The organism is Phocaeicola faecium (assembly GCF_014837055.1).
In the GTDB taxonomy this organism is placed as follows: Bacteria; Bacteroidota; Bacteroidia; order Bacteroidales; family Bacteroidaceae; genus Phocaeicola; species Phocaeicola gallinarum.
On the sequence record NZ_JACSPQ010000009.1, the window covers coordinates 39,276 to 64,738 of the forward strand.

Here is a 25,463-nt window from a genome sequence, read left to right on the forward strand (position 1 = left end):
CTATAAAAATCCTAATATTTTATGACCTATAATGACAATCAAATACTAAGATACTTGTATGGTCTTGATGAAAACCGGGATTATCCCCAAAGTATAAAACGGTTCTTAAACAGTATAGGCAGCATAATTGATGAAGACCGTGAAGCTGCCATTGATGAATTATACAGAATAAAAAACAACTGTAAGAAGTTAGCTGTCTTATCTAAAAGTTTCGTGACAGCTATGGATAAATCATATATGAAATTTACACAATTCCATATAGATATATTAGCTGAATGTGACGGAGAGAATGGCGTTGTGAAAAGCCCATATTTCATTGAGGGATGCTTTGTCATATACTCAATAAAGAATGGCTCCCTATCGCTATGGGTATTCCAGAACCTTCCGAACGCCAACAATAACTTAATGGCTATACCTACATTTTACATTGTAGCAAGTCCCAAAGACAGAATACAAGGTGCCGGTCATCAATTGGACTGCATGATAATTCCAATAATAGACAACTTGTATGAAACGAATTTAAGGGATTACATTGATATGGTTTTGGACTACCTTTGCCTTAGACAATGGGCGGAAATTGAAATATCAGAAATACAAACAAAACAAAAGAAAAATGTAAAGGGCAAGAAAATAAGCCTTATCCAAAACGGCATATCATACTTTGTCTTTGACAGCAAATGGTTTACTGAAATATGTAATAACAAAGAGTTTATTGTTAGCGGACATTTCAGGCTACAACCATATGGCGATGGCACCAAGAAACTTATTTGGATTAATGAATTTAAAAAGCACGGCTACCATAGAAAGGCTTTAATAGAAAAGGCTAATGAAGGAGAAGATTTTCTTTCTTAAATGCAAGCATACAAGTGGAAGTACCAATCCATCTGTAGATGAGAACAATATAATAACAAAACTAAAGAAAACTCTTGGATTACTTAATACAAACTATCTGATACACATGATCATGAAAGATGAAAAAAATAACAAAGCCCTAAATTGCGAAAGTCGGGGCTTAGTGAATAAAAAAAGAAGGTGCGCTTTTTTGACACACCTTCTATAACTATATATAAATTACTTCTTTTATCAAAATTCATTGGGAATACGCCCCCCAGCAGGAGGATTAGGATTCCCATTATTTAACTGAGCTTGTAATTGCAATCTTTCCTGCTCTGTTAATTTATTATTATATTGATCATAAACAACATCATCCAACTCACGATATACATCGGAACGTGCCGTATATGGTAAATAAAAAGTATTAGGAAATCTTCTATCCAAATCACTCAAACCACTTCTTTGTCCTTCAAAAGTAGAACCATCTTTTTTAGTCATAACAGGAATAGAAGGATCTTCTGCAAAATCGTCTGAAGAATAAAGCATTATTGAACCAAAATCAAAACCTCCGATGCAATAATAATTTTGATTGTTAATCTGGAAATTATGTTCCTTTCCTGCTTGTATATTATTCCAGTTGATATTAATATAATTATCTCTATCATATCGACATTGTTCATGGTTCAATCCTATCGCATGACCAATTTCATGAGCGGCAATCCCCATATTACAACCAAGATATGCCAAACGAACTCGTTGCATACCTCCAACACGTCCTACACTTGAAGAATTTCCTTCTCCATTGCAAAAATAAATATAAGGATATTCTATTCCATATACCGGATCTGTTGTTGGCTGACCTGTAGCATTATAAAAACGCACATTTGTTTTTTCTTCCCAATGTCTCAAAGCCTGTTGAATAATATACTTTGTTTCGGGAGCCAACTGATTATCAATTCCATATCCACTTGGAGCATATACAAATCTGACCATAGCCCAAAGATTATATGCAGTAGGATAAATACCATTATTCCTTGTAAGACTTTCAGGGACAAAAGAATACCCAGACATAGGGCTTATTGGTATTAAATTAGCCGAATCAATTTCTACAGGAGCATCCACAATACTTCCTGTCTTATCTAACAACTCTAATTGAGCTTTTGACAAAACTATATCCTCTTGCCAAAAGTATTCTCCATTTTTCAACTCAACAGTAGCACCAGAGTTTAACTTGATCAGCTTAGAGCTTTCACTAGTTGGACTTAATTCACCTCCCGTTTCAATTAAATCATCTGATTGACATGAAACAAATAGAGAAATGAACATCAATGCGACGAATTTAAAATTTAACTTTCTCATAACAAAATAAATTTGAGGTTACTATTATTTTTTCCAAAGAATCTCTACTAATCTATAGTTTATATTAGATACATCCATCGGAGGATTAAATAAATGGATTTTCTCAACTCTTAAACAATATTCAAAACCTTCTTCGTAAACAAATCCATCTATCACAGATAAAGGACCAATAACATAAAAAACATCCTCTCCTTCTTCCCTTACTCTCAATCCTTTAACTGGCTTAACATCCTCAGATACCCCCCAAGGCACATATTCACCAACTTCACTTGCTACATACATTGTAACAATCTCAGACCAATCTTCATTTGTTTTATCATCACAGGCAAAACACAACAGCATACACAATGCTATAAAAATATTAACAATAGTTCTTTTTAATGACTCCATAATTATATTATTTTTTCGCAAATATACTATATACATTGTATATAACAAATATTTTTGATTTTTATTACCAGAAATATGTTTTTTAATATATATATTATATATTTGCAATACAATATAAACTTTATAACAATGGAGAAGAACTATTATTCACTTAAAGATTTTGAGTTGTCACTCAAAGAAAATGCCATTGAAAGGGCAAATGACTTTCAAAAGTATATCAATCAACTAAACGGTTTTGGTTGTAAAAGTTATTGGATTGCCTCACACACAGGAATTGGGGCAACCATGAACATTGAAGGATATGATAAACCTGTTATCAGCTTTATAGCGAATGACTATTTAGGCATGTCGCAAAGGGAAGAAACCATTTATGCCGGAATCGAAGCCTTAAAGAAATACGGAACAGGGGCATGTGCAGCGCAAGTAATAGGAGGCTATTTAGACATACACAAACAGCTGGAAGAAGAAATTGCTTCGTTTGTCGGACAAGAAGATGCCATCTTGTTTTCTTCCGGATTCGGAGCCAATGCCGGCATACTCAGAGCGTTATTAGGGAAAAACGACATTGCGCTTACCGACCCGTTTATCCATACCAGCACGTTAGCCGGACTGCATGGAACTAACATAAAACGTATAGGGCATAATGATTTGGAGTATCTGGAAATGGTATTAAAGGAGGTAAAAGACCAATACGAAACAAAACTTGTCATTATCGATGGAGTATATTCGCAAGACGGCGACCTGTCCGCACTCCCGGGAATTATCGCCCTTTGCAAGAAATACGATGCGATGTTGATGGTGGACGATGCGCACGGCATCGGCGTGATGGGCGCGAACGGCAGGGGAACCGCAGAACATTTTGACTGTTTGGGGCAAATAGATATTATAACAGGAACATTCAGCAAATCGTTCGGCTGTGTGGGAGGCTTTGCAGCGGCTTCAAAGAAACTCATCCAATACCTCCGTTTCTATGCCGACAGCAATGTATTTTCGGCTGCGCCGACACCCCAAGTTACGGCATCCGTATTAAAAGCACTTGAACTAATCAAAACCCGACCGGAAATTCGCCAAAAACTATGGGACAATACCAACTACCTGCGGAAAGAACTGATGGAAAGAGGATTCGACATAGGAAAATCCGTATCCCCCATCTTCCCTATTATGGTAAGAGATAATAAAAAAGTCTATCAGATAGCCAAAATGTTGCAGGAAAGAGGTATCTTTACCATTGCTATTGTATATCCGGCGGTCCGGACTAAGGAAGCAAGATTACGCGTCAGCATCCTGTCTACCCACGAGAAAGAACATCTTGATTGCTTGGTCAGTGCACTGGAGGAAATCAACCAAACTATACCAATAAAAAAACAATAATGAAACAGACAACTATATGGTCTATATTCATTAAGAAAAGCAATTAAACTTGTAAACAAGGTAATATTTTTATTGATAAATATATCTCATGCACTATAAGTCAGAGACATACAGAATAATGACAAGTCATTAATTATCAATATTCAATATAATCCCTATTACAAAGAAATCACTTGAAACACAAATTTTAGGGGAGTCATATTTACAATAAACAACTCCTTTAAAATTTGTGCCACAAGTGACAATATCTATTCACGCCTGCGGTTCTATATTTTACCCAATACATAGAGGATATAACAAACATATCTTTATCAAAATACATTGGATATTTATGTTGGAGCAATACAATATAAAAACAGAGTTTATATGAACAATAATAAGATATTCAGTAACAATGACAATTAATGTAAAAAGAAAGAACCTTATTCATATTATAGAAAGTTATTATTACGACAAACGTATATTTCTCTTGATAATCAATCCAACACATTTTGCAATGTTTATACTACTAATTTGTCATATTGCAAGTATATTCCTGATAATTTTTATAGTGTTGATTAGGATATTCCAAAGGATCGTCCCAGGTTTCATATATACATAACTGAGAAGAAGTTAACTCAACTATCTCCCAAAAACAGTCTAAATCCAAATATATATACTTAAAATTAGGAGTTGTGAAAGTCCAATGAAAATACGAGATTCGATCTTCCTGTTTTCCATCAACATAGATTGCTTTCTCCTTATAAATTCCCTGCCCATTCTTTTTAAAAACATAACTTGCATATATATCAATCTCTGTTCCATCACTAAGTACAGAGTGATATTGTCTATTCCATTCTTTTTCCGTTAAGTTAGTTATTATAGCATTCCCACTTTCGCCATAATATCCGTTTTTCTCTATGCAGCCTAAAAAAATGACAAAAAAAGAGACTGCTACAACAATATTAATCGACCTTTTCATATCCTCAAAATTAACGAATAGAGGATGACATATATAGCACATCCCCTATTCATTTATAACCACCACTGTCAATCCGTAAAATTAATCTGCACTGAAGCACCAGAGCTCAAAGTCCTCCCAGTCGCAGTAAAATCCCAAAAAGTAGAAGCAGAACCACTAGTCCACGTATAAGCTACATACCCTGTTGAGCTTGTCCCTGATAAGACTAATCCAGACGAATGATTATTCGTACACTCAGCGCCAGAAGTATTACATTTCAACTCAACCAAATAATAACCAAAAGATATTATTTGTATATTTGTATGGATTGTAGACCCAGCCGTGAAAGAAGCGAAACCGGATTTTACAAAACTTGATAAAGAAATCGATTGATAAGTAGCTCTAGACAATGGCATGTCATATTTGGCTTTTTCAATTTCAGTAGGGCAATCATGATTCAATTCCTTAACATAAGTTTCTCCACCATAAGTAGAATAAACAATCTTACTTATCTCAGGATCCTTAGCATAAGCTTGAAGTTGATCATTCAACTCTTGCAAACCCTTTTCAAACCGCTGATAATTGGCAGGACTTACTTTTTTAAGTTCCAACCAATCATTATCAGTCAAATAAGACATAACAGACGTTCGTTTGTTTTCATTAATGTAATATTCATCAGTAGAACGATTAATGTCTACAAACTTTGAAAGAATCTGAGCATCAGTTTGATAATCCCTCATGACAGGAGATTCTGCTACGATTTCTTCATCTTGCGAACAAGATGTGAAAGCCATACCGCTTAATAACAGTAAAGCAAACGGAAAGAACATTTTTCTCATAATAGAACTATTTTTAAATTTGCAATACAAATATACAATTTATATTGTATATAATAAGAGAAAACATTTGTTTTATTGAAAAAATATATTATATTTCATATAATTTATCACTACTTAAATATTACATAACAATAACATTTTTCTACCCTTCAAAAACGACACCAAATAATATCTAAACCAAAAGATTTGAATTAAAAACAAGATTTCTGTACCCGTTATAGACTGTATGTCAGCAGCAACTGAAAACTGAGCTGTTTGCTGTCTATAAAGAAACCGTAAGCAGAGAGCGATGAGGATATTCCCACGCTCCTGTTATAAAGGGTGCTTCTGCGGAACCAGTCACACCGGGCGGTAAGAGACAGATTGTTCCACACCTTGTAATCGATTTGTCCCTCAAGGTGATAGAAAGTGCCTCGCGAACTGTCGCCCTCTACATCAACAGGAGGGTCGGCCGGATTGGGAGAATAACCCTTGTCTGAATACCAGTCATTCCGTGAATGCAGCCTGTAGAACTGATTGTTCAGGGAAAATGAGATTTTATCGTCACACACAGAACCTTTTAATTTCAATTTAGCCGAAAATCCCGAACCCCAATTATAATTGCGATGGTAAAACCGATAAAAATCGCTGAGAACGCCACCCAGCAGAATGCCGTTTACATGCCCCGCCACGTGAAGCGTAAAACGAGGCAGTTGATAACCAAACATAATGCCTCCGCCTGCCGATGCCGGAGTGCCGAGCTTGTAAGGGACGACACAAGGCTCCAAGACACCCGGCGTATAATCGGTACGTATGGTATCTGAGTCGAAAAAATCGAAATGCTGGTACAGCCCCAGCGTGAGGTTGCATCTTTTAGTGTCGATAACTTCTTTAGTGAATAAGCTGCCTATGATTTCCACCCGGCTGAACACGGGTTGCGTTTTCATTACATTCAGTTCCATCAAAAGTGAAAAATAGTCGTATGGCTTTCTGGAGGAGGAATAACGGTCGCCATACTCCAAATCAATGCGAGCGCTTGCCCCTGCTTTTAGAAGGCAGTCGTTGTCATGGGATGTCAAAAGGCGCGTTCCCAGCGAAACGTCAAGTTTGTAAGGAGGATTTCCAAATTCTTTTCCGGCAATCGATTTCCTCTCCCAAGCCTCTCCAGTAAGGATACGGGTCAGCCCTCTCATGGGTGAAAGCAGGAAAGACAAGGCTTCCCGCCCGAAGCGTTCACTTCCTGAAGTACGGTTGTCTAACATAAGGTCGGAAGTGCGGTAAAACACTTCTCCCAAGGCTGCACCACCTATAGGGGTAGCTATAATATCGTTCTTCGATGGGTATTCACTTTCCATAAACAACTCCCACATGGCACTTCCTCCTAAAGCAAAGAGTTCCGATTGCCAAAAATTAAATCCATTTGCCCGTCCAGCGTTGAAATACAAAGAGCCATGATAGGGATGGGCAAACATGTTTGTACTTAGATGGTCGTTGTCCCAGTCAAACCCATGCTTGAAGTTTGCCTTTATGGTTTTCAGCGAAATATACGAATAATGCCCCTTCAATACGTATCTGTCGAATGCCCAAAGCCCTACGTTTAGCCCGAATGTTTCACCGACCGCCCTCCAGAAATGCTTCTTCTTACAATTAGTAGTATCACAGAAATGAGACATTTTTCCATTGCCTATTTTGTATAGAAACAAACTGTCAATAGACTGGGATTGCACATTAAAAACAGCCCCAATTAATACCGCTAAAAGCAAGAATATTCGAATCATAACCTAGATGGATTTACAGTATTTTTCACGATAAAATTTACGTCATGACGCTATAAATATGAATCATCTTATTAAAAACCTCATGATACAATTACTCCCAAAGTGCCATTATGAGATCTTTTCAGTTCTCATAATGACACCCGGGAGAGTAAATTGAATCAATTGCATATTCTTATAAACAAAGCAATAGATTCAGGGAAATTACAAGATATCAAAAAGAAGGTTGATATTGCCCTTTTTGCGCAAAAAAGAATTTAAAGGAACTCATTTTGTCATTAAATCCGGGTAAGCTACTATACCTTTTCACTTCAGCGGCTGCTGCAATACAAGTGATAGTCCTATCAGAGAAACCATGATCATCATATCCTATAAATACAGCATCAATATTGGTGCATGGATATTCAAACGAGCCTAACTTAAGTGTTTGATTAGGATCATTAGGTAAATTATTTGTCAAGACAAGAGATGAACATTTATCATTAAATCCATTTACGTCTTTTAAATTGGTAACTTCTACTGACTTTTCAGATTCAGTTAAAGCAAATGTCAGATTCCTATCTTTAAAATCACGATCATCATATAATACAACAGTTGCAAGATCATCATATCCTGCACGCGTCATATCCCCATTGGATTCTATTCTGGTAGTGGGAATCTCTTTAATAAGCGTAATTCCTTCTGAATCGAAAGCTGTTTGTAAGTTTTCATAGAGTATAATACTACTTGAATCCTTTACAAATATCGATAATTCAGTATTATCTTTAAGTTCCTGACTGTATATCTGTGAGAACTCTTCATCCAAGAATATGAAATCACCATTTTCATCATAAGCAATAGGAACATTCTGAAAAACATTGCCTTTATAAGTAATGTTCAGAAATTCTTGCGGTTCAGGTTTTACTTCCCCTTCCTGCGGAACAACTTCTTCATTGCTACATGCAGTAAAACACAATAGCGTAACCACTAAAATACTTTGAAACAAAAAAATGAACTTCTTCATAAACAATAAATTTAATAGATTAAACAATAGAATCAAGCGATACAAATATGCAATATATATTTTATATTGTAATGAATTTATACATTTTTAAATTATACTGATTACTTTAAATTATGCAACCACATAACAATCAGTATAAAAACTGGAAGGTCAATCACCCAATTACCCAATTTATGGTGAATGACTATGCACGACACAAAGCATAAAGATCATGACACAAATCCATACTATATACAGCCTAGAAATCGAGTATATCACAAAATGATAAATAGTAGACATTATATCGAATAAGGTTTTAGTGTGCTGATAATCATAAGTCCTATTCCCATTCTGTATAAACTCTTAGATAAAACAAGAATTAGAGGGAGAAAAATCTTTTTTGGTCGTAAAAAGCACCATCTATTTTTCCTTTAACAAAAGGATAACACAAGAATATAGTCAAAAGCAGCATAATGTCCAACTCTACAAAATCACCCTATAACTATCTTGAAATTAGCTAAGTTTTAAACTAAGTAAAACACGTAAGAAATTACAAAAGAATTGTAGATTACCTGAAGAACTAAGCACATGAAAAAGTTGTCTAATAGACAAGCCCATCCTATCAATTTTATAAATCATGACAGAAAATAATAAAAAGTCAATTAAATCGCAAAGAAATTGCAGAAAAAAACATATATTTACAATCGAAATTGTATAATCAGCAACTCGTACCAAAAAAGCAAGATTACACATCTGCACCTTAAAAACGTCTTGATCGTTTGGTCAATGTGCTGAAGAAAAATCAAACAAATAATACCAATTTTAAAAGTGACATGGAACACATCAGAAGAAAAAGAAGAAGTAATAAAGAAATTGAAGACACTATTATAGAAGTAGCAACCCAATCTATTATAGAGAAAGGCTTTAATGGAATTACAGCTACGGGCATCATGCAAAAAGCCTCGATAGAACCCGTACAGTTCTATCGGAGATACAATGATCTGAACGGATTCATTGATGAATATGTAAAAAGATTCGATTATTGGTTTAGCGATGTTGCAAAATCATACAGCAACATAAACGATGATAAAGAACAATACAAGAAAATCATCTGTGGATTGCTTGACTCATTGCTTGACAACAAAATCATGCAACAACTACTTGTATGGGAATTGACTGAACATAATCCAACAAGTAGACGAACAGCCCAATTAAGGGAGTTGCATACCCTTCCTTTATGTTCAAAATACTCTAAGATATTTGAGGAGTCAGACATTGATATAGTGGCTATTTCTGCATTTTTGATAGGAGGCATTTATTACCTTGTACTACACAAAGATTTATCCACTTTTAGTGGAATTGATCTGAATAAAAAAGGAGATAAAGAAAGACTATATAAAGCCATCAATCAATTATCAGAAATTCTTTTCTCATCCATATATCCATCAAAGGAAACTGTTGAGATTGCAAAAAAAATGAAAGCAGACAATATTTCAACCGATAAGATTATGGAATATACCAATTTGTCGGAAGAACTTATAAATTCCCTATAAAATATCTACTTGAATATATTATCTTATTAAGAGCCATATATACTCTATCTTTGAGTAATAATATGGCTCATTCAATAAAATTTACTGAAGATAAATAGGCTCAGTGCCCTTATTGTACATATACATCGGGTCATTACGGAATCCCTCAAAGCACACATTAAAATCATCAAAATCCCGCTCTGTAGCCCAACGAACTTTATCGTCAAAGGAGACATACCGTCTCATATTGATAGCATCCAACAAAGAAACACAATCCCCCGGTTCAACCGCCAATGCAACCACAAAAGATGTCTTGTCCGGGTAGATATATCCCAGCATCCTTTCATTAAGTACCACTAGGCGGATAACATATTCACCCAACTTCGGTATATTGTTCAGTCTAACTTCCATAATCCATTACTCTATTTTAATGATTCATCACTTCCGGAAAAAATACTCTATCGCCGAATGCACCAAGATATAGTGGGTGTCCGTCTGTCTGCACCGGTCGGCATAAGGATTGGGGAACTGCAATGCCAAAGAATCATAGACATGCGGAAGCTCCTTTTTGATGCGATTGACAAGAAGCCTGTAAGAGCAGCGTCTTGAACGGCGCATAAGGCACAGCCATTCCTGCATGGTCAGCAGCGTACAATTCGTTTCGTAAGTCATAGGATAACAGTTTTTAGCAGGGTAGGGAATAACCCTACCCATGAATTATCAGTTACACAATCTCAATCTCATGCACCTGCAAGAACGAATGCGTGTTCCATTCGGCAAGCATCGGTTCCACATCTTCAAATTGCCTGACCTCAACACCTGTCATCTCCCTGATTACAGAAGCTACTTCTTCAAAATCTTCAAAGTACCCACACCCTCTGCCCTCGCTGTACATCATGTATCTGGCAGAGAAGAATAGACCTTCCGCATCATTCGTTTGGAAGATTTCCATACCCGGTTCTTCCGTATAATAATACGTATGCAACCCGTATTTGTCGGCAATCCTTTGCATCAGTTCCTCACAAGCGCACCAAGCGGTTACCGTTGAGAGCCGGACTCCCACAAGCCCATTACTGACCTCATGAAGTTCATCGTCAAGATAAGAAACCTCACCTCTGCATGGAATATCCATATCGCATGATTCAGGCAACAAGGCTTTCCTCACAGAAACCAGCCAACAATCGACGCTTACAGCCTGTTCCAAATCAACCAATAACCTGCGTGCATTCTCTGTTGCACCCACAAACAAATAATCCGTTGAACACCAATTTGGCATAACATTACATTTTAAATTTAACAACTATGGATTCATCTCTCACAAAAAGGGATTTCAGGCAATCATCTACAGTCTGACCCTCCGGCAATTCACAATCCACCTCAGCCGTAATCCCGTGAAATTCCAGTTCCGCAATTTCCGAAAGGGTAAAATACCCCCATTCCCATTCAAGGATATGGCAATACCCAAAGAAAATCCAATCCTCGTCTTTTTGTTTCTCTGCTTCGGTAACAAGCCACACGGCAGAAGTGAACGGCATGAAAAACTTGGCAATTACAGTAGCCTCAAACCCCTTTCCCTCTTTGGAATACAAAGAAGCGGAAGCAAATGCACCCAGCATCGAATCTGTTATCTGTATCATACGCAAAGAATTAAAAAATTAAACTTGATTTATGCTTCAGCCAGATTTAAAGACCTTTTTCTGAAAAACTTCCGTCCCGTCCTTTTCCTCTCAGCCGACTTTTTTTTGAAGCGATTCATGCCCCATCCGAGTTTATGAGCCTTTTCCTACGGCAAAACAAACGGATGGAAAAGGGGAAATACGAAAAATTTTGAGAGGGAAAAATGTTGGAAAGGCGAGGACTTCATCGTTATTTTTCCTGAAGCAAAGGCTCTGACGGAATTTTTCATTTTCCCCTCACATCAGAAATTTGCCGACGGGAAAAGGCTTTCACGGATGGGGTGGACTGCCAAAAAAACGGGAGTGCAGGAGAGACAAGGAAAAAGACGGGACGGAATGGGGAAAGAAATGACTGAAACGGAATCCGATGCTGGGAAAGAAACCCATGAAACACTAAATTATATGGAAAGCTGACAGACAGCTTTCAAGGGGTCAGACAACGGGCTGCCGGAACAGACATCAGGAATGGCCGTGTACGGAAAGGGCATCAGAAGTTGTTAAGGCTATAGCCTTAGCTCTGAAGAGGAACATCCGGACACCGTCTTTCGTCTGTTCCTCCCGGATGGCATATACAGTTCCGTGAGCCAGTGAGCGGATCTGTACATGTCATTCACACGGGACAGCCATTCCGCTACAGGGTGGGTGGGACATCGATGCGTACACGCAAACAGTTTCCGTCCGCCGTGCAAAAAGAAAAGCGGCTTGAAGCCGCTTCGTAAGGCTGAAGGATCATTTCTTCCTTCTGGATGCCCGTTTTTTGGGGGCGGGTACTTCTTCCTCCTCTTTTTCAGGAGTAGGATAGAATTTGACACCTGCAAAAACAATGCGGTTCCGCTTTCTCTTCGTTTCCTGATCAAACCATTCTTCGGGTTTGAAGAATCCCTCTACAGTAATCAGCGTGCCCTTCTTCAACACCTCAAAGGTATCGATGGCTTCATTATTACGCCAGGCTTCCACATTGACGAATGAAGAAACATATTTCCCGTCTCTCTCCGGTCTGCTGATAGCTACAGCGAATCTGGCTACGCTTGCCTTCTCAAAATTCATGATTTCTGCATCCTTACCGATGAAACCTGATACTGCGAATGAATTTTCCAACTTTTTCATAACTGTAATTTTTTAAAGTTAATAAATCATTTTTACAGTGCAAACACCGGATGACGGCTTTAGGGTACACCAAGAAACCCGTTTGAAATACGCTTTTTTATCCTTAAAAAAGGAAGATTTTGAATGGAATTATTGGTTAAGATGGCAGCAAATAATTTGCGCTTAAATACGCTTTCCTAAGAGGGAAGGAAGATTTCAGCCAAATAGAAGAACGGTATTTGCGAATCGTCCCTAACCCCTGAAGGGTTAGCGTCATACGAAATTTGCACAAGGAAAAATGATTTGACTTCCAGAAATAACAGGGAAAGGGGGAAAATCCAGTATCAGGTTCGGCAAGGATGCTATTCAGCAGTCAAGGCAAGCGGAGTTCCACTTTTGCATATCCTTAATTAAAAGGAGAGGGACGGGGAATATTCCATTACAGCACATAAAAGTCTGGCGCAACAATGAAGTTCCACCTGAAACATGTCAGGAAAGGCACGCCGATTACCGTAGAGATACACAAGCCACATAACGGTTTGGAAACGAAAAGAAAGCACTGCCGGACAATGCAGGTGCCTACCATAAGGCACACCGAAAAAGAAGAGGAAGAGCCGCCCCTACCCAGCTAAAGAAATCCTTCAGCCCTACGAAGCCTTACCGAAATCAAAAGGCACGGCGGACACTACCGCTCTCCCTTACATGTAAGGGGGTTGACGGGTCATCCTCCGGCAGTATGCAGCCCTACCGATAATGGGGTGGGTGGGGACTATTGGATTAAGTAAAAATACTTCCCGAAAGCCTTTTTTGCTACTTTTTGGGGTGACTGCCAAAAAGTAGAGCAACCGCCCGCAACCCTTCAGGACATCAGAACAGGTTACGGACAACCACCCGTTTGCCATTCAATGCCTTTCGGACAGTGTATGCAGTTCCTCCACAGGAAAAGCCGTCCCAATAGGCTATCAGGACACTTGAATGCAGCAGCATAAAATCATTGCGTTTGAGATAGCATTCAGGGCTATAACTTTCGGAAAGAATGACTGCCGCATCCGCTTCCTCCAGAATCCACTTGTACCGCAGCTTGGCTGACTGGCTGAAAAGTGCATCCTGCCCGTTGAACGGCACGGCAACCACCAGCACCATGTCCGGGCAATTCCGTTTTTCCGACAATACGGCTTCGGCTGCCAGCGTATCGAATCCGACTGCCCCACCCGTATAAAACAAGCGGTAGCCCGAAGCGTAACACGCACGGATTTCCGACAACAGGCAGGGCAATACCCGATTGGGATTACCCTGCAACTTCCGATGACCGCTGAAAGCCACAGAACGCTTTCTCAGCCATTCGGCGCAATGCTTCCGGCATTCTTCCAATGAAGCCGCCTCCGTTTCATAGACAATACATCCCACCATGAACCTGTAACGGCATACGGATACGTCACCGAACAAGCCGTTACTTATTTCGGTGACAGTTTCTGTTCCTATATTCTCAAAAAAGTTTTCCCTCATCCTGATAACTGTAATAGGTATCGTTTGCCACAATGATATGGTCAAGCAAGCGGATGTTCAACGCTTCTCCTGCCTTGCGCATACATTCGGTCAGTTTATCATCCTCCGCACTCGGTCTGTTGTTTCCGCTTGGGTGGTTATGGCAAAGCACCATTGCCGTAGCCTTAGCCAACAACGCTTCTCTCAGCACGATGCGGACATCCACCTGCGTAGAAGCATATCCACCGCAAGAGATACGTTTCTTGCCTATCACTTTTGCCGACTGGTTCAGAAGAAGCACCCAACATTCCTCCGTCACGATGTCGCCGACAATCGGCTGCATAATTTCAAAAGCATCCCTACTGCATCGAATCTGAAAGCCGTTGAGCGATTTCGGCGCACACCGCTTGTAAAGTTCGATTGCCGCCATTGCCACCTGCCTGCGTGCAGGGGTCATGGAATCAAGCACCGCATTGAGGTCAAACCTCTCGTCAGTCCGCATTTCCTTTTCCCTTACCTTACCTGCCATCCGCTCGCTATTGGTCAGGATATACACAAGTTCCGTATTCTCCATAACCCGATATTCACCGTTAATTTCAAAATTTCCTTTCATGATTTACGATTTAAAGATTACTATTCCGTTAGTTGCAATGAAAAATGGTTTTACCCAAGAAGAAACCTCCCAAGATTTCAGCACCGAATTTCTCCAGTTGAAGCGCAAACCTCGCATACGAAAACCCTTTAGTCAAAACGTCGTCAAACACCAGCACTTTCTTCCCGTTGAAAAACTCCTTGTCAAAGTCAACCACCTGCACATTCCGTATGTTTTTTTCGTCAAACCGCTCATGCACCCCCAAGCGGTTTCCCTCGATACGGATATGGTCGTATGCGTTGATGGCTCCTGACAGACCGCACACCTTTTCCGCGAATTTTCTATATCTTTTCTCGTTCTTCGCTGCCGAAGAAGCGGGTACACATGCAAAAACGATATTCCTTGTCTCCTTACCGAAAAACCTCACCAGTGCGGATGCCGTGATTTCCGCCACGCTTTCATAGGCTCTCCCGTCTTTGAAGTCCCAAACGAGATGCCTTATCTGCCAATCCCGTGCGCTTGCATTCTTATACTGCATGGGCAAATAGTCATAAAAAGCGTACATCAGCTTCCGCCATTGCCGTTCCAAACTTGGGTATTTTCCTTTCTGTGCCATAGTCTGCGATTCTTAGGGTTGAACTTCCTGATTTATGCTTCGGCAAGATTCAAAGACCTTTTTTCAGATTTCCCTTTCCGTCCTTTTCCTTCTGCCGACTTTTTTTTAAAAGCGGGTTCTGCCCCGACTGAGTTCATGAGCCTTTTTTCACGGCAAATACGAACTAATGAAAGGTGGAATACGAAAAATTTTGATAGGGAAAAATGTTGGGAATCCAAGCCTTCATCGTTATTTTTCCCGAAGCAAAGGCATCGCCGGAATTTGTTCATTTCCACCACTCATCATACCTTTGCCGAAGAAAAAAGGCTTCCCGGTCGGGACAGGACTTCATACAAGAAAGGGGAGGCAGAAAGGGGGAAAAGGACGGAAAGGAATAGGCAACATATACCGCTTTACGCATAAGGGATAGCAGAGTAAAGCCCACAGCCACAGCGAGGACTTGCAACGGATAGCCCGGCGGCTTGCCGATATGCCCCATATAAATTTTTCCGAAAGTAAAACCTGCCACACCCATAGCTCGGAATCAAAAGAAACAAAAGGCTACCTCCACAAAGAAAACATCATAAAACCTGCACAATTAAAAATAATTCCCTATATTTGCACTTGCATTCAGCTATGAATCCCTCTGGGTTCTTTCATTTATTACAATCCCACCGTATTTATTCCACTATCAATTGGGGATGACATCCGTCCCTTTATAAAATCCTCATGCTCCGCCGGGCTACAGAGGCACACCTACAATGCATTCGTTTATTATCAAGTAACAGTTGTTTTCAGGTAACATTTTGCATTATGAGAAAGACAGAAACGTATTTCAGGTATTTAAGTCACGAAACCGGGCAAGCCTATAAACGCTGCCCTCTCCCTATGAGAATCAACGTACAACACATTTTATTCACATAAACCATATAAACATAGAAACAATGGAAAGTAATCTAATCGGAAAGAATGCAGGCACTATCTGGAATATCCTGCATGAGAGCAATGAAAAAGTGGAAGTAGCCAGACTGAAAAAGGAATCACATCTGACAGATGATGAGTTCTGGGCAGCAATCGGATGGCTTTCACGCGAAAGCAAACTGGTCTATGCGACCGAAAAGAAAGGACGCAAGAATATCGGGTATTATGCATTGACCGAGTAATCCCCTGCCAGTATGAAAAAAGGCTTGTCCGCCAATGAAACGGACAAGCCTTTTTCTTTCTATAGATCCTGATTATTTATCCTAAGGATTATACGAGAAATCAACTGTTTATCAATTTCTCTATCCACTCGTTAAAGTGTCTACATTCGGCACGGAGCGTTTCAACCCCAATCTGTTTGGTCACATTTTTACCCGTAACAGGCTTGTTATAATTGTAGTGTGTCTTTTTATCTCCCTCTATTGCCTTGATAATACGCTTACTTGGAGCTGTGGAAGGGCCATTGTTAATAAGTTCCGGATTGCCACCTGCATCAAGCAAGGCCTTTTCGAGTTGCTTGCAACGCTTGTCACAACCGGGATAATATCTTGCTATATGCGCGATTCCGCAAAATAAAAGGGATTCAAACTCATGCAACTGAATATAAGGGATGAAACGTTCGTCATTTATGTCTTTCGCAAAATCTGTTTCCAAAGAATTTACGCGAGCGTAAGGATTGCCAATCCTTTGAGCAACCGCATAACCGGGAAAATCATTTGGAAGAGCATAAAGGTCAAACATCGTTGTAAAGATATGCCTTGCATACTCATCGTCTTTTTTCGTTTGACGCAAAAGACCAATATCTGTCACTGCGTGGTTGTAACTTAACATTCCCCCATGTGCATTCTTTTTCTTATTGGTTGTAATTAAGATTCCTTTTACACTTTTCACCCCCTGTTCCTTAAGATATGGCCGCAAGACTTCTTCAACAAATCCCTGTTCGGTTTGTCCTTCACAAAGGACATGGATGATTTTATCTTTCATACAGGACGCCCTCCTATGATATTTTTATCCCACAATTCACCAACTGTATATTTCTGAAGCCAAAGATGATAATCCTCATCACTAAGATGGGTTACAGAAGTAGATTGCGTGTCCTTATTCATTTCTATAATTGATATGTCATCAATATCAAAATGATCAACCAAATCTTTGCTCTGTGTCGCGATGATTATTTGCGCGTGTATGGATGCGTCCTTTATCATCTCGGCCAGTTGAGTAATGGCATATGGATGCAGCCCAAGTTCAGGCTCGTCCAATATAATGACTTTCGGCATTGTCTGAACCGGCTGCAAAAGCAATGCCGCCAATGCAATGAATCTGATGGAACCGTCTGAAAACTGGTAAGCGTTAAAACGGTAATCCGAAGCGGAATTATCCATCCAACGCAAAGATACAAATCCACCGGCCGGTTCCAAATAGAAATCCTGAAACTGTGGAATCACATCATGCACGTATTCAACAATCCTGTTGTAGGAATTTTTATAGTTTTCCCGTAAAAACAGTAAAAAAGAAGGCAGGTTATTTCCATGTGACTGAAGATAATTGCTCGTTTCAACAGGACAAACTTGTCGTAAAGGCCCCTCAGCAGATGAATCATGAAACTGGTAAACCTTACAAGAAGATAGCATCTGACATATGGTCTTGGCTACTAGATCCCCACTTTCCACTAGAGCGGACTCTTTAAAATTAGGCTCTAAAGCAACCTCATAAGGCTTTTCTTCCCTCTCACGATGCCACACGATACGTTCTTCCGTGATAATCAATCTGTCTGGTCGCGCATTGGTTAAATCGAAGCTATAAGTATCTACGGATTTTTTATCTGCAAATTTCAATTCTCCCGACATTACCGGTGTCCTCTTCGGACCATAATACAACAATGCGCTTGATGTCCCTGAAATTTCCACATATTTTCCAAACGCTTTGCTCATCATATAGCTTAACATTTGGAAAAAACTGATGATATTACTTTTTCCTGCACCGTTAGCACCCAACAAAATATTCACATCACCTAATTTCAATGTGACAGGATTATCAAAAGAGATAGATTTATAACCTCTAATCGTTACTTCCTGCAATTTAGTCCTTAGAGTCTTTACCATCACACCCTTAATTTAAGTTAGGTTGCAAAGTTAGTATAAATTCAAATGCAAACGAAAAGTTGATGCAAAAAACGATAAACAATCGGCACACAAAATACTATAAATCAGAAAACAGAGAAAGGTCTACAATTCTTTATCATTTGCTGGATTCCTATTCTGGATATAGTTTATTGACCTTATATTCAACGAAAAAATTTCATCTTACACCAAACAGACGATACTGAAGGTAGAAAGGAAAAAGTCCAAGAAAGTTATAACGGAAAGAATTCATCTACACTAAATATGCTTGTTTAGGAACTCTGCCTTATACCAGCATTAGAAACCGTTATAAAATGGATTAAATACATCAGCTGCTACAAATAAAGGCCAGCATTTCAAGCAGGATGATTCTAAACATGAGAAGATTCAAGCAGATTGAAGTGCTGCATCTGCAAATCCGGTTGTTTCGTTCCAGCAACAATGTTATCTCACGGTATAAAATATTGTTCTCTATATAAAGTGGGAAGGAAAAGTTTCTCCCTCAATTACATTATAGTAATGTATCGGAAAGCAATTACGTTATATATACTAACTTTCCATTATTATAAGAATAAATTAAACGATCCCTATCTTAGTTGGGAAATTTCCTTCGTTTTAGCTGCTGAATCTTATTTTCGAAAGAACATCTAAAAATACAAATAACCAACTAATTCGCGATACTTTGTATATGAATTAGTTGGCTAGTATTATGCTACTTAGTCGTCCCTTAAAAATATTTTTATTTACTGTTATTCAGTTATTTAATCAATAAAAGTCTTTGATAATTCTGCAAGTTTTCTTATCTTTAGGTTAAGAAACTTGCAGAATTTATGATTAAAAATACGCATAATAGCCCTTCTTTATTCAGTAACCTATCTGACATGCTGAACCAATCGCCCCCACTTTACCAGTTGGCTGACAAAATAGCTTGGGAAAAATTTGAAACAGCTTTTCAGCCTTTGTATTGTCAAGACAACGGTCGTCCCGGTAAGCCAATCCGTTTAATGTGTGGCTTGCTCATTCTGAAACACCTTCGTAATCTGTCAGATGAGTCATTGGTAGAACAATGGAGTGAAAACGCTTATTATCAGTATTTTTGTGGGATGCAGGAGTTCACTCCGTCTGCTCCATGTGCCTCTTCAGAACTGGTTCATTTCCGCAAGCGTATCGGTGAAGAGGGGATTGAACTTATTTTTCAGGAAAGCATCCGTGTGAATAACGAGGATGATGGAGACCATCATCATGATACGGCCTTCATTGATTCTACAGTTCAGAAAAAGAATGTCACTTACCCCACGGATGCAAAGTTGCATAAGAAGATCGTGAAAAAAGTCCTTGGCATTGTGAAAAAGCTGGGCCTTCCCCTGCGTCAAAGCTACACCTTTGTGTTGAAGGATATTTATCGTGACCAGCGTTTTCGGAATCATCCCAGGAACAGGAAAAAAGCCCTCAGGGCAGACAGGCGTTTACGTACAATAGCCGGAAGGTTAGTCAGGGAGCTGAAGCGTAATCTTAAAGAGAATCACGATTATGACAAACTGCTCGGACTCTTTGAAACCATTCTTTCCCAAAAGCGTAACAGTCGGAAAAAGGTCTATTCCATTCATGAGCCAGAGGTGCAATGTATCAGCAAGGGCAAAGAACATAAGAAATACGAATTCGGCAACAAGGTATCCATCATACGTTCCGTCACAGGTATCATTCTGGGAGCCATGTCCTTTCGCAATGAATATGACGGTCATACCATCGAGTCTTCCCTGGAACAGGTGGAACGGTTAACCGGGCGAAAAATCAAAGTGCTGACCGGTGACAGAGGATACAGAGGCAAGAAGGAAATTAACGGGACGAAGATTATGATTCCCGATATACCCAAGAAATCAGACAGCCGTTATCAGAAGCAGAAAAAACATAAACTCTTCTGCAAGCGTGCAGGTATAGAATCGACGATAGGTCACTTAAAGTCAGATTACCGATTTGGCCGCAACTTTTATAAGGGTGTGGTGGGAGATACTGTGAACGTGCTTCTGGCAGCAGCGACCTATAACTTCAGAAGAGCCATGAAAACTCTTTGGTACATGATTCAAAAAATATGCAAGATACTGTGGTTGAACAATATCTCGCAAAAGTGGGCTTTTTAAGGGACGACTACTTAGGGATATTCAGTAAATGTCCCCCAAAAATAAAATGGCATATGAAGTGATTATGGTCTATCATTTTCATATGCCATTTTTATTGTCATTTTTTCGTGTATTCTCACATAATTCTATCCGACAGGACATAACACTCCTGAAGAAGCCAAATGACCTCTTCTTATTCTGTCAGTAAAATCATATCATGCCGCTTTAACTGTCCTGTTCCTGATCCTGTCAATCATCAGTACGGCATTTGCCGTATGTATTCCGAAGAAAATCCACAGGATTTCCGTCTTCCTGTTCCGTGCCCTTATCCTCGAGAGCGAGTAATGCTGCTTCTGTGTGCCGAAGCTGCCTTCAAGCCGGGTGGCCCTCTCCCTTGAAAGTTCACTTCTGAGAACCTTCCTCAAGAATTCATCCCTGGCCGCCCTTCCCTTGCGTACGAAGGAAGTGGAGATTCCGTATTTCGTACAGAACTTCCTGTTGGCGTTATTGGCATAGATGGAATCGGCTGCCACGCATCTTACCCTCACGTTCATGAGCTTCTGCTGCATGCGGATGCAGTCCTTCAGGCGTATGCCCTCGTTGAAAGCCTTGAACGAGAGGTGTTCGATGAACGATATGCCGTCTATCTGTATATTGTTGACCTTCGCACCGAACTCGACGGATTTCGTTTCCTTGCCTCTTACGATGGGACGTACATAATGACGGTCAATGCTGACGATACGGTCACTGACTTTCCGTCCTTCAAACATTTCCTTTTCCTGTACAAGAACCTTTCTGATGATGGAAAGCCGCTTCCGGTAATCCTGAGTATACCGGAGTGAGCCCCCATGCTCCCTGTGAATTCCATCCCACTGCATGAGAAGTTTTTCAAGAAGCCTGATCATACGACGCTTGAGCATCCTTGTCCTTGATGCCTTTCTCTTTCTTTTCTTACAGTAGGACAGATAAGCCTTGGCAACATCATCATATTTGTTGCGCGGACGTCTTATGCCCAGATTCCTGCAATGACGACACATATGCCTGTAGAGCCATGAGAGGCTTTCCCAAAGGAGTTTCATGTCTGTGGGAAAACGCATGTGGCTTTCGTAGCATGTGGCATCGGTCATGCACACGTGAAGGTTCTCAAGATAAGGCTTCCAGTGTGAGGCCAGCACTTCCTGGAGGGATTCAATGTCAAGACGGGATGCCATCTCATTGCGGATGGCACTGACTATCTTGTAGTTGGTTATGGGAAAGGACGGGTCTATCATGATTCCGCAGAACATCTGGTAGTGTATGTTACCGTTCAGATGTTCCACCAGCTGTCTGTCGGAGAATCCGGTGTATGCCTTCAGGACCATGAGGGCAATCTTTGCCGCAGGGCTGAAGATGTTCCTGCGTCCCAGTCGCTGTTCCGACAGGCCCAGGGCTTTTGCCATACGCTCAAACGGAAACACCGAGTGAAGCCTGCCAAGCTCACTCTCGTTAAAACTCTTGCGGTATTTTTCCAGAATATCAAATTCTGTAAAGCCCAAAGTAGGGTGAATTTCTGAAATATTTTGTACTTTTGCCATATCTTGGTTGGAGTATTTCCCCCGTTTTGGCTGCCAAACCTCATTTTCGGGGGAATACCTAAAGATACAAAAAAGCCAGCTAATTCGCAACACTTTGTGTATGAATTAGTTGGCTAATTTTATATTATTTACTGAATGTCCCTACTTAATGAATATCCCTATATTGACGGTGAGCTAAAATGAGTCATAGAACATCTATCAATCATTGCACTTATATGCTTAATAGATACGATTGAATGCTTTATCATCAGACTTTGTTCATTCCTTTTTATCCCTCAAAGCATAAAAATCTTTTACATAATATATTTTCATATTATTATTAAATCTTATTTCACCTATTATATCAGACTCATCTTTTACAATTGGAATATAAACTCTATACCCTTCATTATTTTTATATATAGACATCGAATTCATGTCATATTGTATTTGAGCATTAGGGAATGTGTTCCAATACCATCTCATATTATAAAAAACATCTTTTATAGAGAAATCTTTTTTTAGAAAAAAAACCTGTACACTATCAGCAAAAAAACTACTATATGCTTTGTAGTCTTTATTATAAACTGAATTTGTATAGTTTTGCATTATTTCATGTAATTTCCTCATTTCTAGAGAAGTAAGTTCTCGTTGAAGAATATCTTTTTTAATATGAGACAATTGCCCTCCAGAATCACTATTTAAAGACAATATAAAATCTAAATTACTTTTATCCAATACAAAATTCTGTTCAAATAAAGAATAAATTATCCTATTCCTCTCTTCGATTTGAACTTTTAGCCCCTTTGCATATCTTAAACCATATAATAAAACGGCTAACAAACACAATATAATAAACCCTACAATAGAGAATAATACAATTATTTTATTTTTTTTCATCATCCAAAATTTTAATCTGTAATTCTAGTACTTCAATCTTATTATTTAATTTCAAAATTTCTAAATCTTTCATCTGTTTTTCATTCATGCACTTAAATTGCTGATCAAGCAACTTTATATCACAATTCATTTTTGTAATAATAACTCCCGCTGTATATCCTAATCCCATAACCCATGCTACAATTGATATAATGCCGAAGATATTCTTTAAATTTTTTATATATTTCATATATCCTCACTTCCATTATAGATTCCCTAAAAAATAAAAAACAATTCCGCAACATAAGTTCAAGATAAAAAGTAAAATTATGAAAATTAGTGACATAGCGATAAAAGCATTGAACTTATGATGCTAAATATTACATTCAAATGATTACCACTATGTCCTCAGAGGCTAAAGTTACGGAGATTTATTGTATGGCGGATGATTTTTGCAAAGAATTTGCCAAGATACAAGAAAAATACATGGTTGACGACAAGAATCGCAAACATCGGAACAAGCCCAACCGGATGAGCGATGCAGAAATCATGGTCATTCTGATTCTGTTCCATTCAGGAGGTTTTCGATGTTTCAAGCATTATTATAAAGAGTATGTCTGCAAGCATCTGACGCATCTCTTCCCAAAACGTGTGTCCTACAACCGTTTTGTGAAGTTGGAGAAAGAAGTCTTGTTACAGCTTACTGTCTTCATCAAGGAAGTCTTGCTAGGTACTTGTACCGATATCAGCTTTGTGGATTCCACGCCGTTGCGTGTATACCGGAATCAGCGCATCCTGATACACAATACTTTCAGGGGATTACAGAACGTAGAAATGTTCAATGGGATGGTTCTTCGGATTCAAACTACACCTGATCATCAATGACAAAGACGAAATCCTTAATTTTATGTTCACACCGAGAAATATGGATGATCGTGAGCAACTGAAACAGGCAGGATTTCTGAAGGCATAAAGGGCAATCTCTGTGCGGACAAGCATTGCTTGAGAACCTTTTCCTTAACGGCATACAGTTGATAACCAAAGTAAAGAACAATATGAAGAATTCCCTGATGAGCGTAGTGGACAAAATTCTGTTTAAGAAAAGAACTTTGATAGAAATAGTTTACACCATCTAAGCGTAGATATCAATGTCTTTGTTTTCTTCTTCCTCGATCACTTGGCAGAGGAAGAAAGGTATATTTCCTCAGATTAATCATTGTAACAAACGACTTTCTGTGATGTATAAGTTTTTTTGAGCGTATATTTGGCTTTTGTAGAGAAAACTTTCTGCGTTATCCTACAAATTCTATAATTTCTCTAATACTTCTTCGGTATGTAGAATACACGTACATAATTGCAGAATCCTAGCCACCTATTATATTCTTCCGTGTCATTCTGCACTTCATTTTCCGACTTGTTGTCAAATCCGTAGCGGAACACAAGATATTTCTTTCAACGCATACAGGTTCATGTTCTAGAAACACTTGTATCTGCTCTCATCAGCATTAAGGATATAGCCACCAAAGTCTTTCTTATCATAATCATCAAACATGTAATTTACTATTGCTAGTTTATGATGTTAATAACCGTGTAGCGTGAAACGAAGTGTCTTAGTATATAATTGTCATATTCAATTAATCTTGCTATTCAAACAATTGTATTACAATATATTATAACACAAATAATAAGGGATAAAATTTTGTCCTTTTAGATATAAAGCCCTATTTATAACTTCGCAGAAGCAGAAGCCAATTCAGTTTTCAAGACTTTTGGGAGTGGTGGCCCTTGAACAAACTATCATGTAAACCAGAAGTTTTTTATAATGCAAACAACTGTTTTAAAAATCAAATGGTTTCTGTACAAACAACAAGAGAAACAGCATCCAATTCTTTCATTTCTAATTGAAAATTTGGATGATATATGGGAAATTGTAAAACGAATTTTAGAATGTATGCTTTAAATGTATCAGAGGGGTGTCAAACTTAATACCCCCTCTGATTGACATCACCATCAATTGACATTATACCTGTAGTTCTTATAGGTTGTTTTCCGTATATCCACTGCATCATATACATAGTCAGTATGGGCTGATGCCATGATAATTTTTTCACATTCAAGAATAAGATAAACCGTATATCTGGCAGTTATCTTATTATCTATGATGACGAACTCAATATTCTTGAAAAAGCCTTGAACAGACTTACCTTTTGTATCAGTGATTATTACAATCTCACCCTTGAACTGGTCAAGTTCGGCTGCTTTCTTTTGAGCATTCTTCAGCAATTCGTTGGCTCCTTTCAAACTGTCTGCGATAAACTTAACTGGCTTAATTGATTTCATAAGAAAATGATTAAAGTGTTATAAGATTAATGATTGGT

General features: G+C 38.8%; 25 protein-coding genes and 1 pseudogene. 6 read left to right on the forward strand and 20 right to left on the reverse strand.

The genetic code is table 11. The annotated features are described in order from the left end of the window. The first annotated feature begins 21 nt into the window (after positions 1-21). Positions 22-852 (forward strand): hypothetical protein, encoded by an 831-nt coding sequence (locus tag H9626_RS09110; protein WP_191710294.1) that lies wholly within the window; start codon positions 22-24, stop codon positions 850-852. A gap of 231 nt (positions 853-1,083) precedes the next feature. Here the strand turns inward: H9626_RS09110 and H9626_RS09115 are convergent, their stop codons facing one another. Both H9626_RS09115 and H9626_RS09120 read right to left on the reverse strand, forming a co-directional pair. Beyond that, positions 1,084-2,193, reverse strand: coding sequence for a M12 family metallopeptidase (locus H9626_RS09115; RefSeq protein ID WP_191710295.1), 1,110 nt, complete (start codon positions 2,191-2,193; stop codon positions 1,084-1,086). Between the two features lie 24 nt (positions 2,194-2,217). Then, positions 2,218-2,583: a DUF4377 domain-containing protein gene (locus tag H9626_RS09120; RefSeq protein ID WP_191710296.1), complete on the reverse strand. Its 366-nt coding sequence runs from the start codon at positions 2,581-2,583 to the stop codon at positions 2,218-2,220. A 129-nt stretch (positions 2,584-2,712) separates the two neighbouring features. On the opposite strand from H9626_RS09120, the gene H9626_RS09125 reads away from it, so the two are divergent. After that, on the forward strand, positions 2,713-3,954 hold the full coding sequence (locus H9626_RS09125; RefSeq protein ID WP_191710297.1) for an aminotransferase class I/II-fold pyridoxal phosphate-dependent enzyme: 1,242 nt from the start codon (positions 2,713-2,715) through the stop codon (positions 3,952-3,954). 508 nt (positions 3,955-4,462) lie between these two features. Here H9626_RS09125 and H9626_RS09130 read toward each other — a convergent pair. The 4 genes from H9626_RS09130 to H9626_RS09145 all read right to left on the reverse strand — a co-directional run bounded on the left by H9626_RS09130 (position 4,463) and on the right by H9626_RS09145 (position 8,490). Continuing rightward, the gene (locus tag H9626_RS09130) at positions 4,463-4,915 is read right to left on the reverse strand and encodes a 4-hydroxy-3-methylbut-2-enyl diphosphate reductase (RefSeq protein WP_191710298.1); all 453 of its coding nucleotides are present in this window, start codon (positions 4,913-4,915) and stop codon (positions 4,463-4,465) included. A 68-nt stretch (positions 4,916-4,983) separates the two neighbouring features. Beyond that, positions 4,984-5,733 (reverse strand): hypothetical protein, encoded by a 750-nt coding sequence (locus H9626_RS09135; protein ID WP_191710299.1) that lies wholly within the window; start codon positions 5,731-5,733, stop codon positions 4,984-4,986. Between the two features lie 215 nt (positions 5,734-5,948). Beyond that, complete coding sequence (locus H9626_RS09140) at positions 5,949-7,385, reverse strand: DUF3943 domain-containing protein (protein ID WP_191710300.1); 1,437 nt, start codon at positions 7,383-7,385, stop codon at positions 5,949-5,951. 316 nt (positions 7,386-7,701) lie between these two features. Next, on the reverse strand, positions 7,702-8,490 hold the full coding sequence (locus H9626_RS09145; RefSeq protein WP_191710301.1) for a hypothetical protein: 789 nt from the start codon (positions 8,488-8,490) through the stop codon (positions 7,702-7,704). An 812-nt stretch (positions 8,491-9,302) separates the two neighbouring features. On the opposite strand from H9626_RS09145, the gene H9626_RS09150 reads away from it, so the two are divergent. Continuing rightward, positions 9,303-10,022, forward strand: a complete 720-nt coding sequence (locus H9626_RS09150; protein WP_191710302.1) for a TetR/AcrR family transcriptional regulator — start codon at positions 9,303-9,305, stop codon at positions 10,020-10,022. Between the two features lie 81 nt (positions 10,023-10,103). On the opposite strand, the gene H9626_RS09155 is transcribed toward H9626_RS09150, so the two are convergent. From H9626_RS09155 to H9626_RS09190, 8 genes are all read right to left on the reverse strand, one after another. Continuing rightward, positions 10,104-10,412 carry a hypothetical protein gene (locus H9626_RS09155; RefSeq protein ID WP_191710303.1) on the reverse strand — a complete coding sequence of 103 codons (309 nt, stop codon included), beginning with the start codon at positions 10,410-10,412 and terminating at the stop codon, positions 10,104-10,106. 27 nt (positions 10,413-10,439) lie between these two features. Next, positions 10,440-10,673 carry a hypothetical protein gene (locus H9626_RS09160; protein ID WP_191710304.1) on the reverse strand — a complete coding sequence of 78 codons (234 nt, stop codon included), beginning with the start codon at positions 10,671-10,673 and terminating at the stop codon, positions 10,440-10,442. Between the two features lie 52 nt (positions 10,674-10,725). Beyond that, complete coding sequence (locus H9626_RS09165; protein WP_191710305.1) at positions 10,726-11,277, reverse strand: hypothetical protein; 552 nt, start codon at positions 11,275-11,277, stop codon at positions 10,726-10,728. Between the two features lie 4 nt (positions 11,278-11,281). Beyond that, positions 11,282-11,638 (reverse strand): DUF2958 domain-containing protein, encoded by a 357-nt coding sequence (locus tag H9626_RS09170; protein WP_191710306.1) that lies wholly within the window; start codon positions 11,636-11,638, stop codon positions 11,282-11,284. Between the two features lie 768 nt (positions 11,639-12,406). After that, the gene (locus tag H9626_RS09175) at positions 12,407-12,784 is read right to left on the reverse strand and encodes a single-stranded DNA-binding protein (RefSeq protein ID WP_191710307.1); all 378 of its coding nucleotides are present in this window, start codon (positions 12,782-12,784) and stop codon (positions 12,407-12,409) included. An 846-nt stretch (positions 12,785-13,630) separates the two neighbouring features. Further along, positions 13,631-14,269: an SLOG family protein gene (locus H9626_RS09180; RefSeq protein ID WP_191710308.1), complete on the reverse strand. Its 639-nt coding sequence runs from the start codon at positions 14,267-14,269 to the stop codon at positions 13,631-13,633. After that, positions 14,250-14,861, reverse strand: coding sequence for a JAB domain-containing protein (locus tag H9626_RS09185; protein ID WP_191710309.1), 612 nt, complete (start codon positions 14,859-14,861; stop codon positions 14,250-14,252). The genes H9626_RS09180 and H9626_RS09185 overlap by 20 nt, the downstream gene beginning before the upstream one ends. 28 nt (positions 14,862-14,889) lie before the next feature. Then, a complete protein-coding gene (locus H9626_RS09190; protein WP_191710310.1) occupies positions 14,890-15,456 on the reverse strand; it encodes a phosphoribosyltransferase in 567 nt (188 codons plus the stop codon). 923 nt (positions 15,457-16,379) lie between these two features. Here H9626_RS09190 and H9626_RS09195 point away from each other — a divergent pair. Further along, on the forward strand, positions 16,380-16,598 hold the full coding sequence (locus H9626_RS09195) for a winged helix-turn-helix domain-containing protein (protein WP_191710311.1): 219 nt from the start codon (positions 16,380-16,382) through the stop codon (positions 16,596-16,598). Positions 16,599-16,698: 100 nt separating this feature from the next. On the opposite strand, the gene H9626_RS09200 is transcribed toward H9626_RS09195, so the two are convergent. Further along, positions 16,699-17,400 (reverse strand): DUF4276 family protein, encoded by a 702-nt coding sequence (locus H9626_RS09200; RefSeq protein WP_191710312.1) that lies wholly within the window; start codon positions 17,398-17,400, stop codon positions 16,699-16,701. After that, positions 17,397-18,518 (reverse strand): AAA family ATPase, encoded by a 1,122-nt coding sequence (locus H9626_RS09205; RefSeq protein ID WP_191710313.1) that lies wholly within the window; start codon positions 18,516-18,518, stop codon positions 17,397-17,399. Before H9626_RS09205 ends, H9626_RS09200 begins: the two co-directional genes overlap by 4 nt. An 848-nt stretch (positions 18,519-19,366) precedes the next feature. On the opposite strand from H9626_RS09205, the gene H9626_RS09210 reads away from it, so the two are divergent. Next, positions 19,367-20,674 carry an IS5 family transposase gene (locus tag H9626_RS09210; protein ID WP_191710314.1) on the forward strand — a complete coding sequence of 436 codons (1,308 nt, stop codon included), beginning with the start codon at positions 19,367-19,369 and terminating at the stop codon, positions 20,672-20,674. Positions 20,675-20,868: 194 nt separating this feature from the next. On the opposite strand, the gene H9626_RS09215 is transcribed toward H9626_RS09210, so the two are convergent. The 3 genes from H9626_RS09215 to H9626_RS09225 form a co-directional block, all read right to left on the reverse strand. After that, positions 20,869-22,227 (reverse strand): transposase, encoded by a 1,359-nt coding sequence (locus tag H9626_RS09215; protein ID WP_148329480.1) that lies wholly within the window; start codon positions 22,225-22,227, stop codon positions 20,869-20,871. Positions 22,228-22,485: 258 nt separating this feature from the next. After that, positions 22,486-23,109, reverse strand: a complete 624-nt coding sequence (locus tag H9626_RS09220) for a hypothetical protein (protein ID WP_191710315.1) — start codon at positions 23,107-23,109, stop codon at positions 22,486-22,488. Further along, on the reverse strand, positions 23,093-23,335 hold the full coding sequence (locus H9626_RS09225; protein WP_191710316.1) for a hypothetical protein: 243 nt from the start codon (positions 23,333-23,335) through the stop codon (positions 23,093-23,095). The genes H9626_RS09220 and H9626_RS09225 overlap by 17 nt, the downstream gene beginning before the upstream one ends. A gap of 152 nt (positions 23,336-23,487) precedes the next feature. Here H9626_RS09225 and H9626_RS09230 point away from each other — a divergent pair. Next, positions 23,488-24,209: pseudogene (locus tag H9626_RS09230) on the forward strand (IS982 family transposase); the annotation flags it as partial. 886 nt (positions 24,210-25,095) lie between these two features. Here H9626_RS09230 and H9626_RS09235 read toward each other — a convergent pair. Next, positions 25,096-25,425, reverse strand: a complete 330-nt coding sequence (locus H9626_RS09235) for a hypothetical protein (RefSeq protein WP_191710317.1) — start codon at positions 25,423-25,425, stop codon at positions 25,096-25,098. Between the last annotated feature and the right edge of the window lie 38 nt (positions 25,426-25,463).

Bases quoted from the DNA above. Each gene is read 5' to 3' on its own strand.
- H9626_RS09110 (WP_191710294.1), top strand. From the start codon at position 22: ATGACCTATAATGACAATCAAATACTAAGATACTTGTATGGTCTTGAT.
- H9626_RS09140 (WP_191710300.1), bottom strand. From the start codon at position 7,385: ATGTCTCATTTCTGTGATACTACTAATTGTAAGAAGAAGCATTTCTGG.
- H9626_RS09145 (WP_191710301.1), bottom strand. From the start codon at position 8,490: ATGAAGAAGTTCATTTTTTTGTTTCAAAGTATTTTAGTGGTTACGCTA.
- H9626_RS09130 (WP_191710298.1), bottom strand. From the start codon at position 4,915: ATGAAAAGGTCGATTAATATTGTTGTAGCAGTCTCTTTTTTTGTCATT.
- H9626_RS09170 (WP_191710306.1), bottom strand. From the start codon at position 11,638: ATGATACAGATAACAGATTCGATGCTGGGTGCATTTGCTTCCGCTTCT.
- H9626_RS09235 (WP_191710317.1), bottom strand. From the start codon at position 25,425: ATGAAATCAATTAAGCCAGTTAAGTTTATCGCAGACAGTTTGAAAGGA.
- H9626_RS09200 (WP_191710312.1), bottom strand. From the start codon at position 17,400: ATGAAAGATAAAATCATCCATGTCCTTTGTGAAGGACAAACCGAACAG.
- H9626_RS09155 (WP_191710303.1), bottom strand. From the start codon at position 10,412: ATGGAAGTTAGACTGAACAATATACCGAAGTTGGGTGAATATGTTATC.
- H9626_RS09160 (WP_191710304.1), bottom strand. From the start codon at position 10,673: ATGACTTACGAAACGAATTGTACGCTGCTGACCATGCAGGAATGGCTG.
- H9626_RS09220 (WP_191710315.1), bottom strand. From the start codon at position 23,109: ATGATGAAAAAAAATAAAATAATTGTATTATTCTCTATTGTAGGGTTT.
- H9626_RS09195 (WP_191710311.1), top strand. From the start codon at position 16,380: ATGGAAAGTAATCTAATCGGAAAGAATGCAGGCACTATCTGGAATATC.
- H9626_RS09225 (WP_191710316.1), bottom strand. From the start codon at position 23,335: ATGAAATATATAAAAAATTTAAAGAATATCTTCGGCATTATATCAATT.
- H9626_RS09125 (WP_191710297.1), top strand. From the start codon at position 2,713: ATGGAGAAGAACTATTATTCACTTAAAGATTTTGAGTTGTCACTCAAA.
- H9626_RS09215 (WP_148329480.1), bottom strand. From the start codon at position 22,227: ATGGCAAAAGTACAAAATATTTCAGAAATTCACCCTACTTTGGGCTTT.
- H9626_RS09180 (WP_191710308.1), bottom strand. From the start codon at position 14,269: ATGAGGGAAAACTTTTTTGAGAATATAGGAACAGAAACTGTCACCGAA.
- H9626_RS09115 (WP_191710295.1), bottom strand. From the start codon at position 2,193: ATGAGAAAGTTAAATTTTAAATTCGTCGCATTGATGTTCATTTCTCTA.
- H9626_RS09120 (WP_191710296.1), bottom strand. From the start codon at position 2,583: ATGGAGTCATTAAAAAGAACTATTGTTAATATTTTTATAGCATTGTGT.
- H9626_RS09175 (WP_191710307.1), bottom strand. From the start codon at position 12,784: ATGAAAAAGTTGGAAAATTCATTCGCAGTATCAGGTTTCATCGGTAAG.
- H9626_RS09210 (WP_191710314.1), top strand. From the start codon at position 19,367: ATGATTAAAAATACGCATAATAGCCCTTCTTTATTCAGTAACCTATCT.
- H9626_RS09205 (WP_191710313.1), bottom strand. From the start codon at position 18,518: ATGGTAAAGACTCTAAGGACTAAATTGCAGGAAGTAACGATTAGAGGT.
- H9626_RS09190 (WP_191710310.1), bottom strand. From the start codon at position 15,456: ATGGCACAGAAAGGAAAATACCCAAGTTTGGAACGGCAATGGCGGAAG.
- H9626_RS09135 (WP_191710299.1), bottom strand. From the start codon at position 5,733: ATGAGAAAAATGTTCTTTCCGTTTGCTTTACTGTTATTAAGCGGTATG.
- H9626_RS09165 (WP_191710305.1), bottom strand. From the start codon at position 11,277: ATGCCAAATTGGTGTTCAACGGATTATTTGTTTGTGGGTGCAACAGAG.
- H9626_RS09185 (WP_191710309.1), bottom strand. From the start codon at position 14,861: ATGAAAGGAAATTTTGAAATTAACGGTGAATATCGGGTTATGGAGAAT.
- H9626_RS09150 (WP_191710302.1), top strand. From the start codon at position 9,303: ATGGAACACATCAGAAGAAAAAGAAGAAGTAATAAAGAAATTGAAGAC.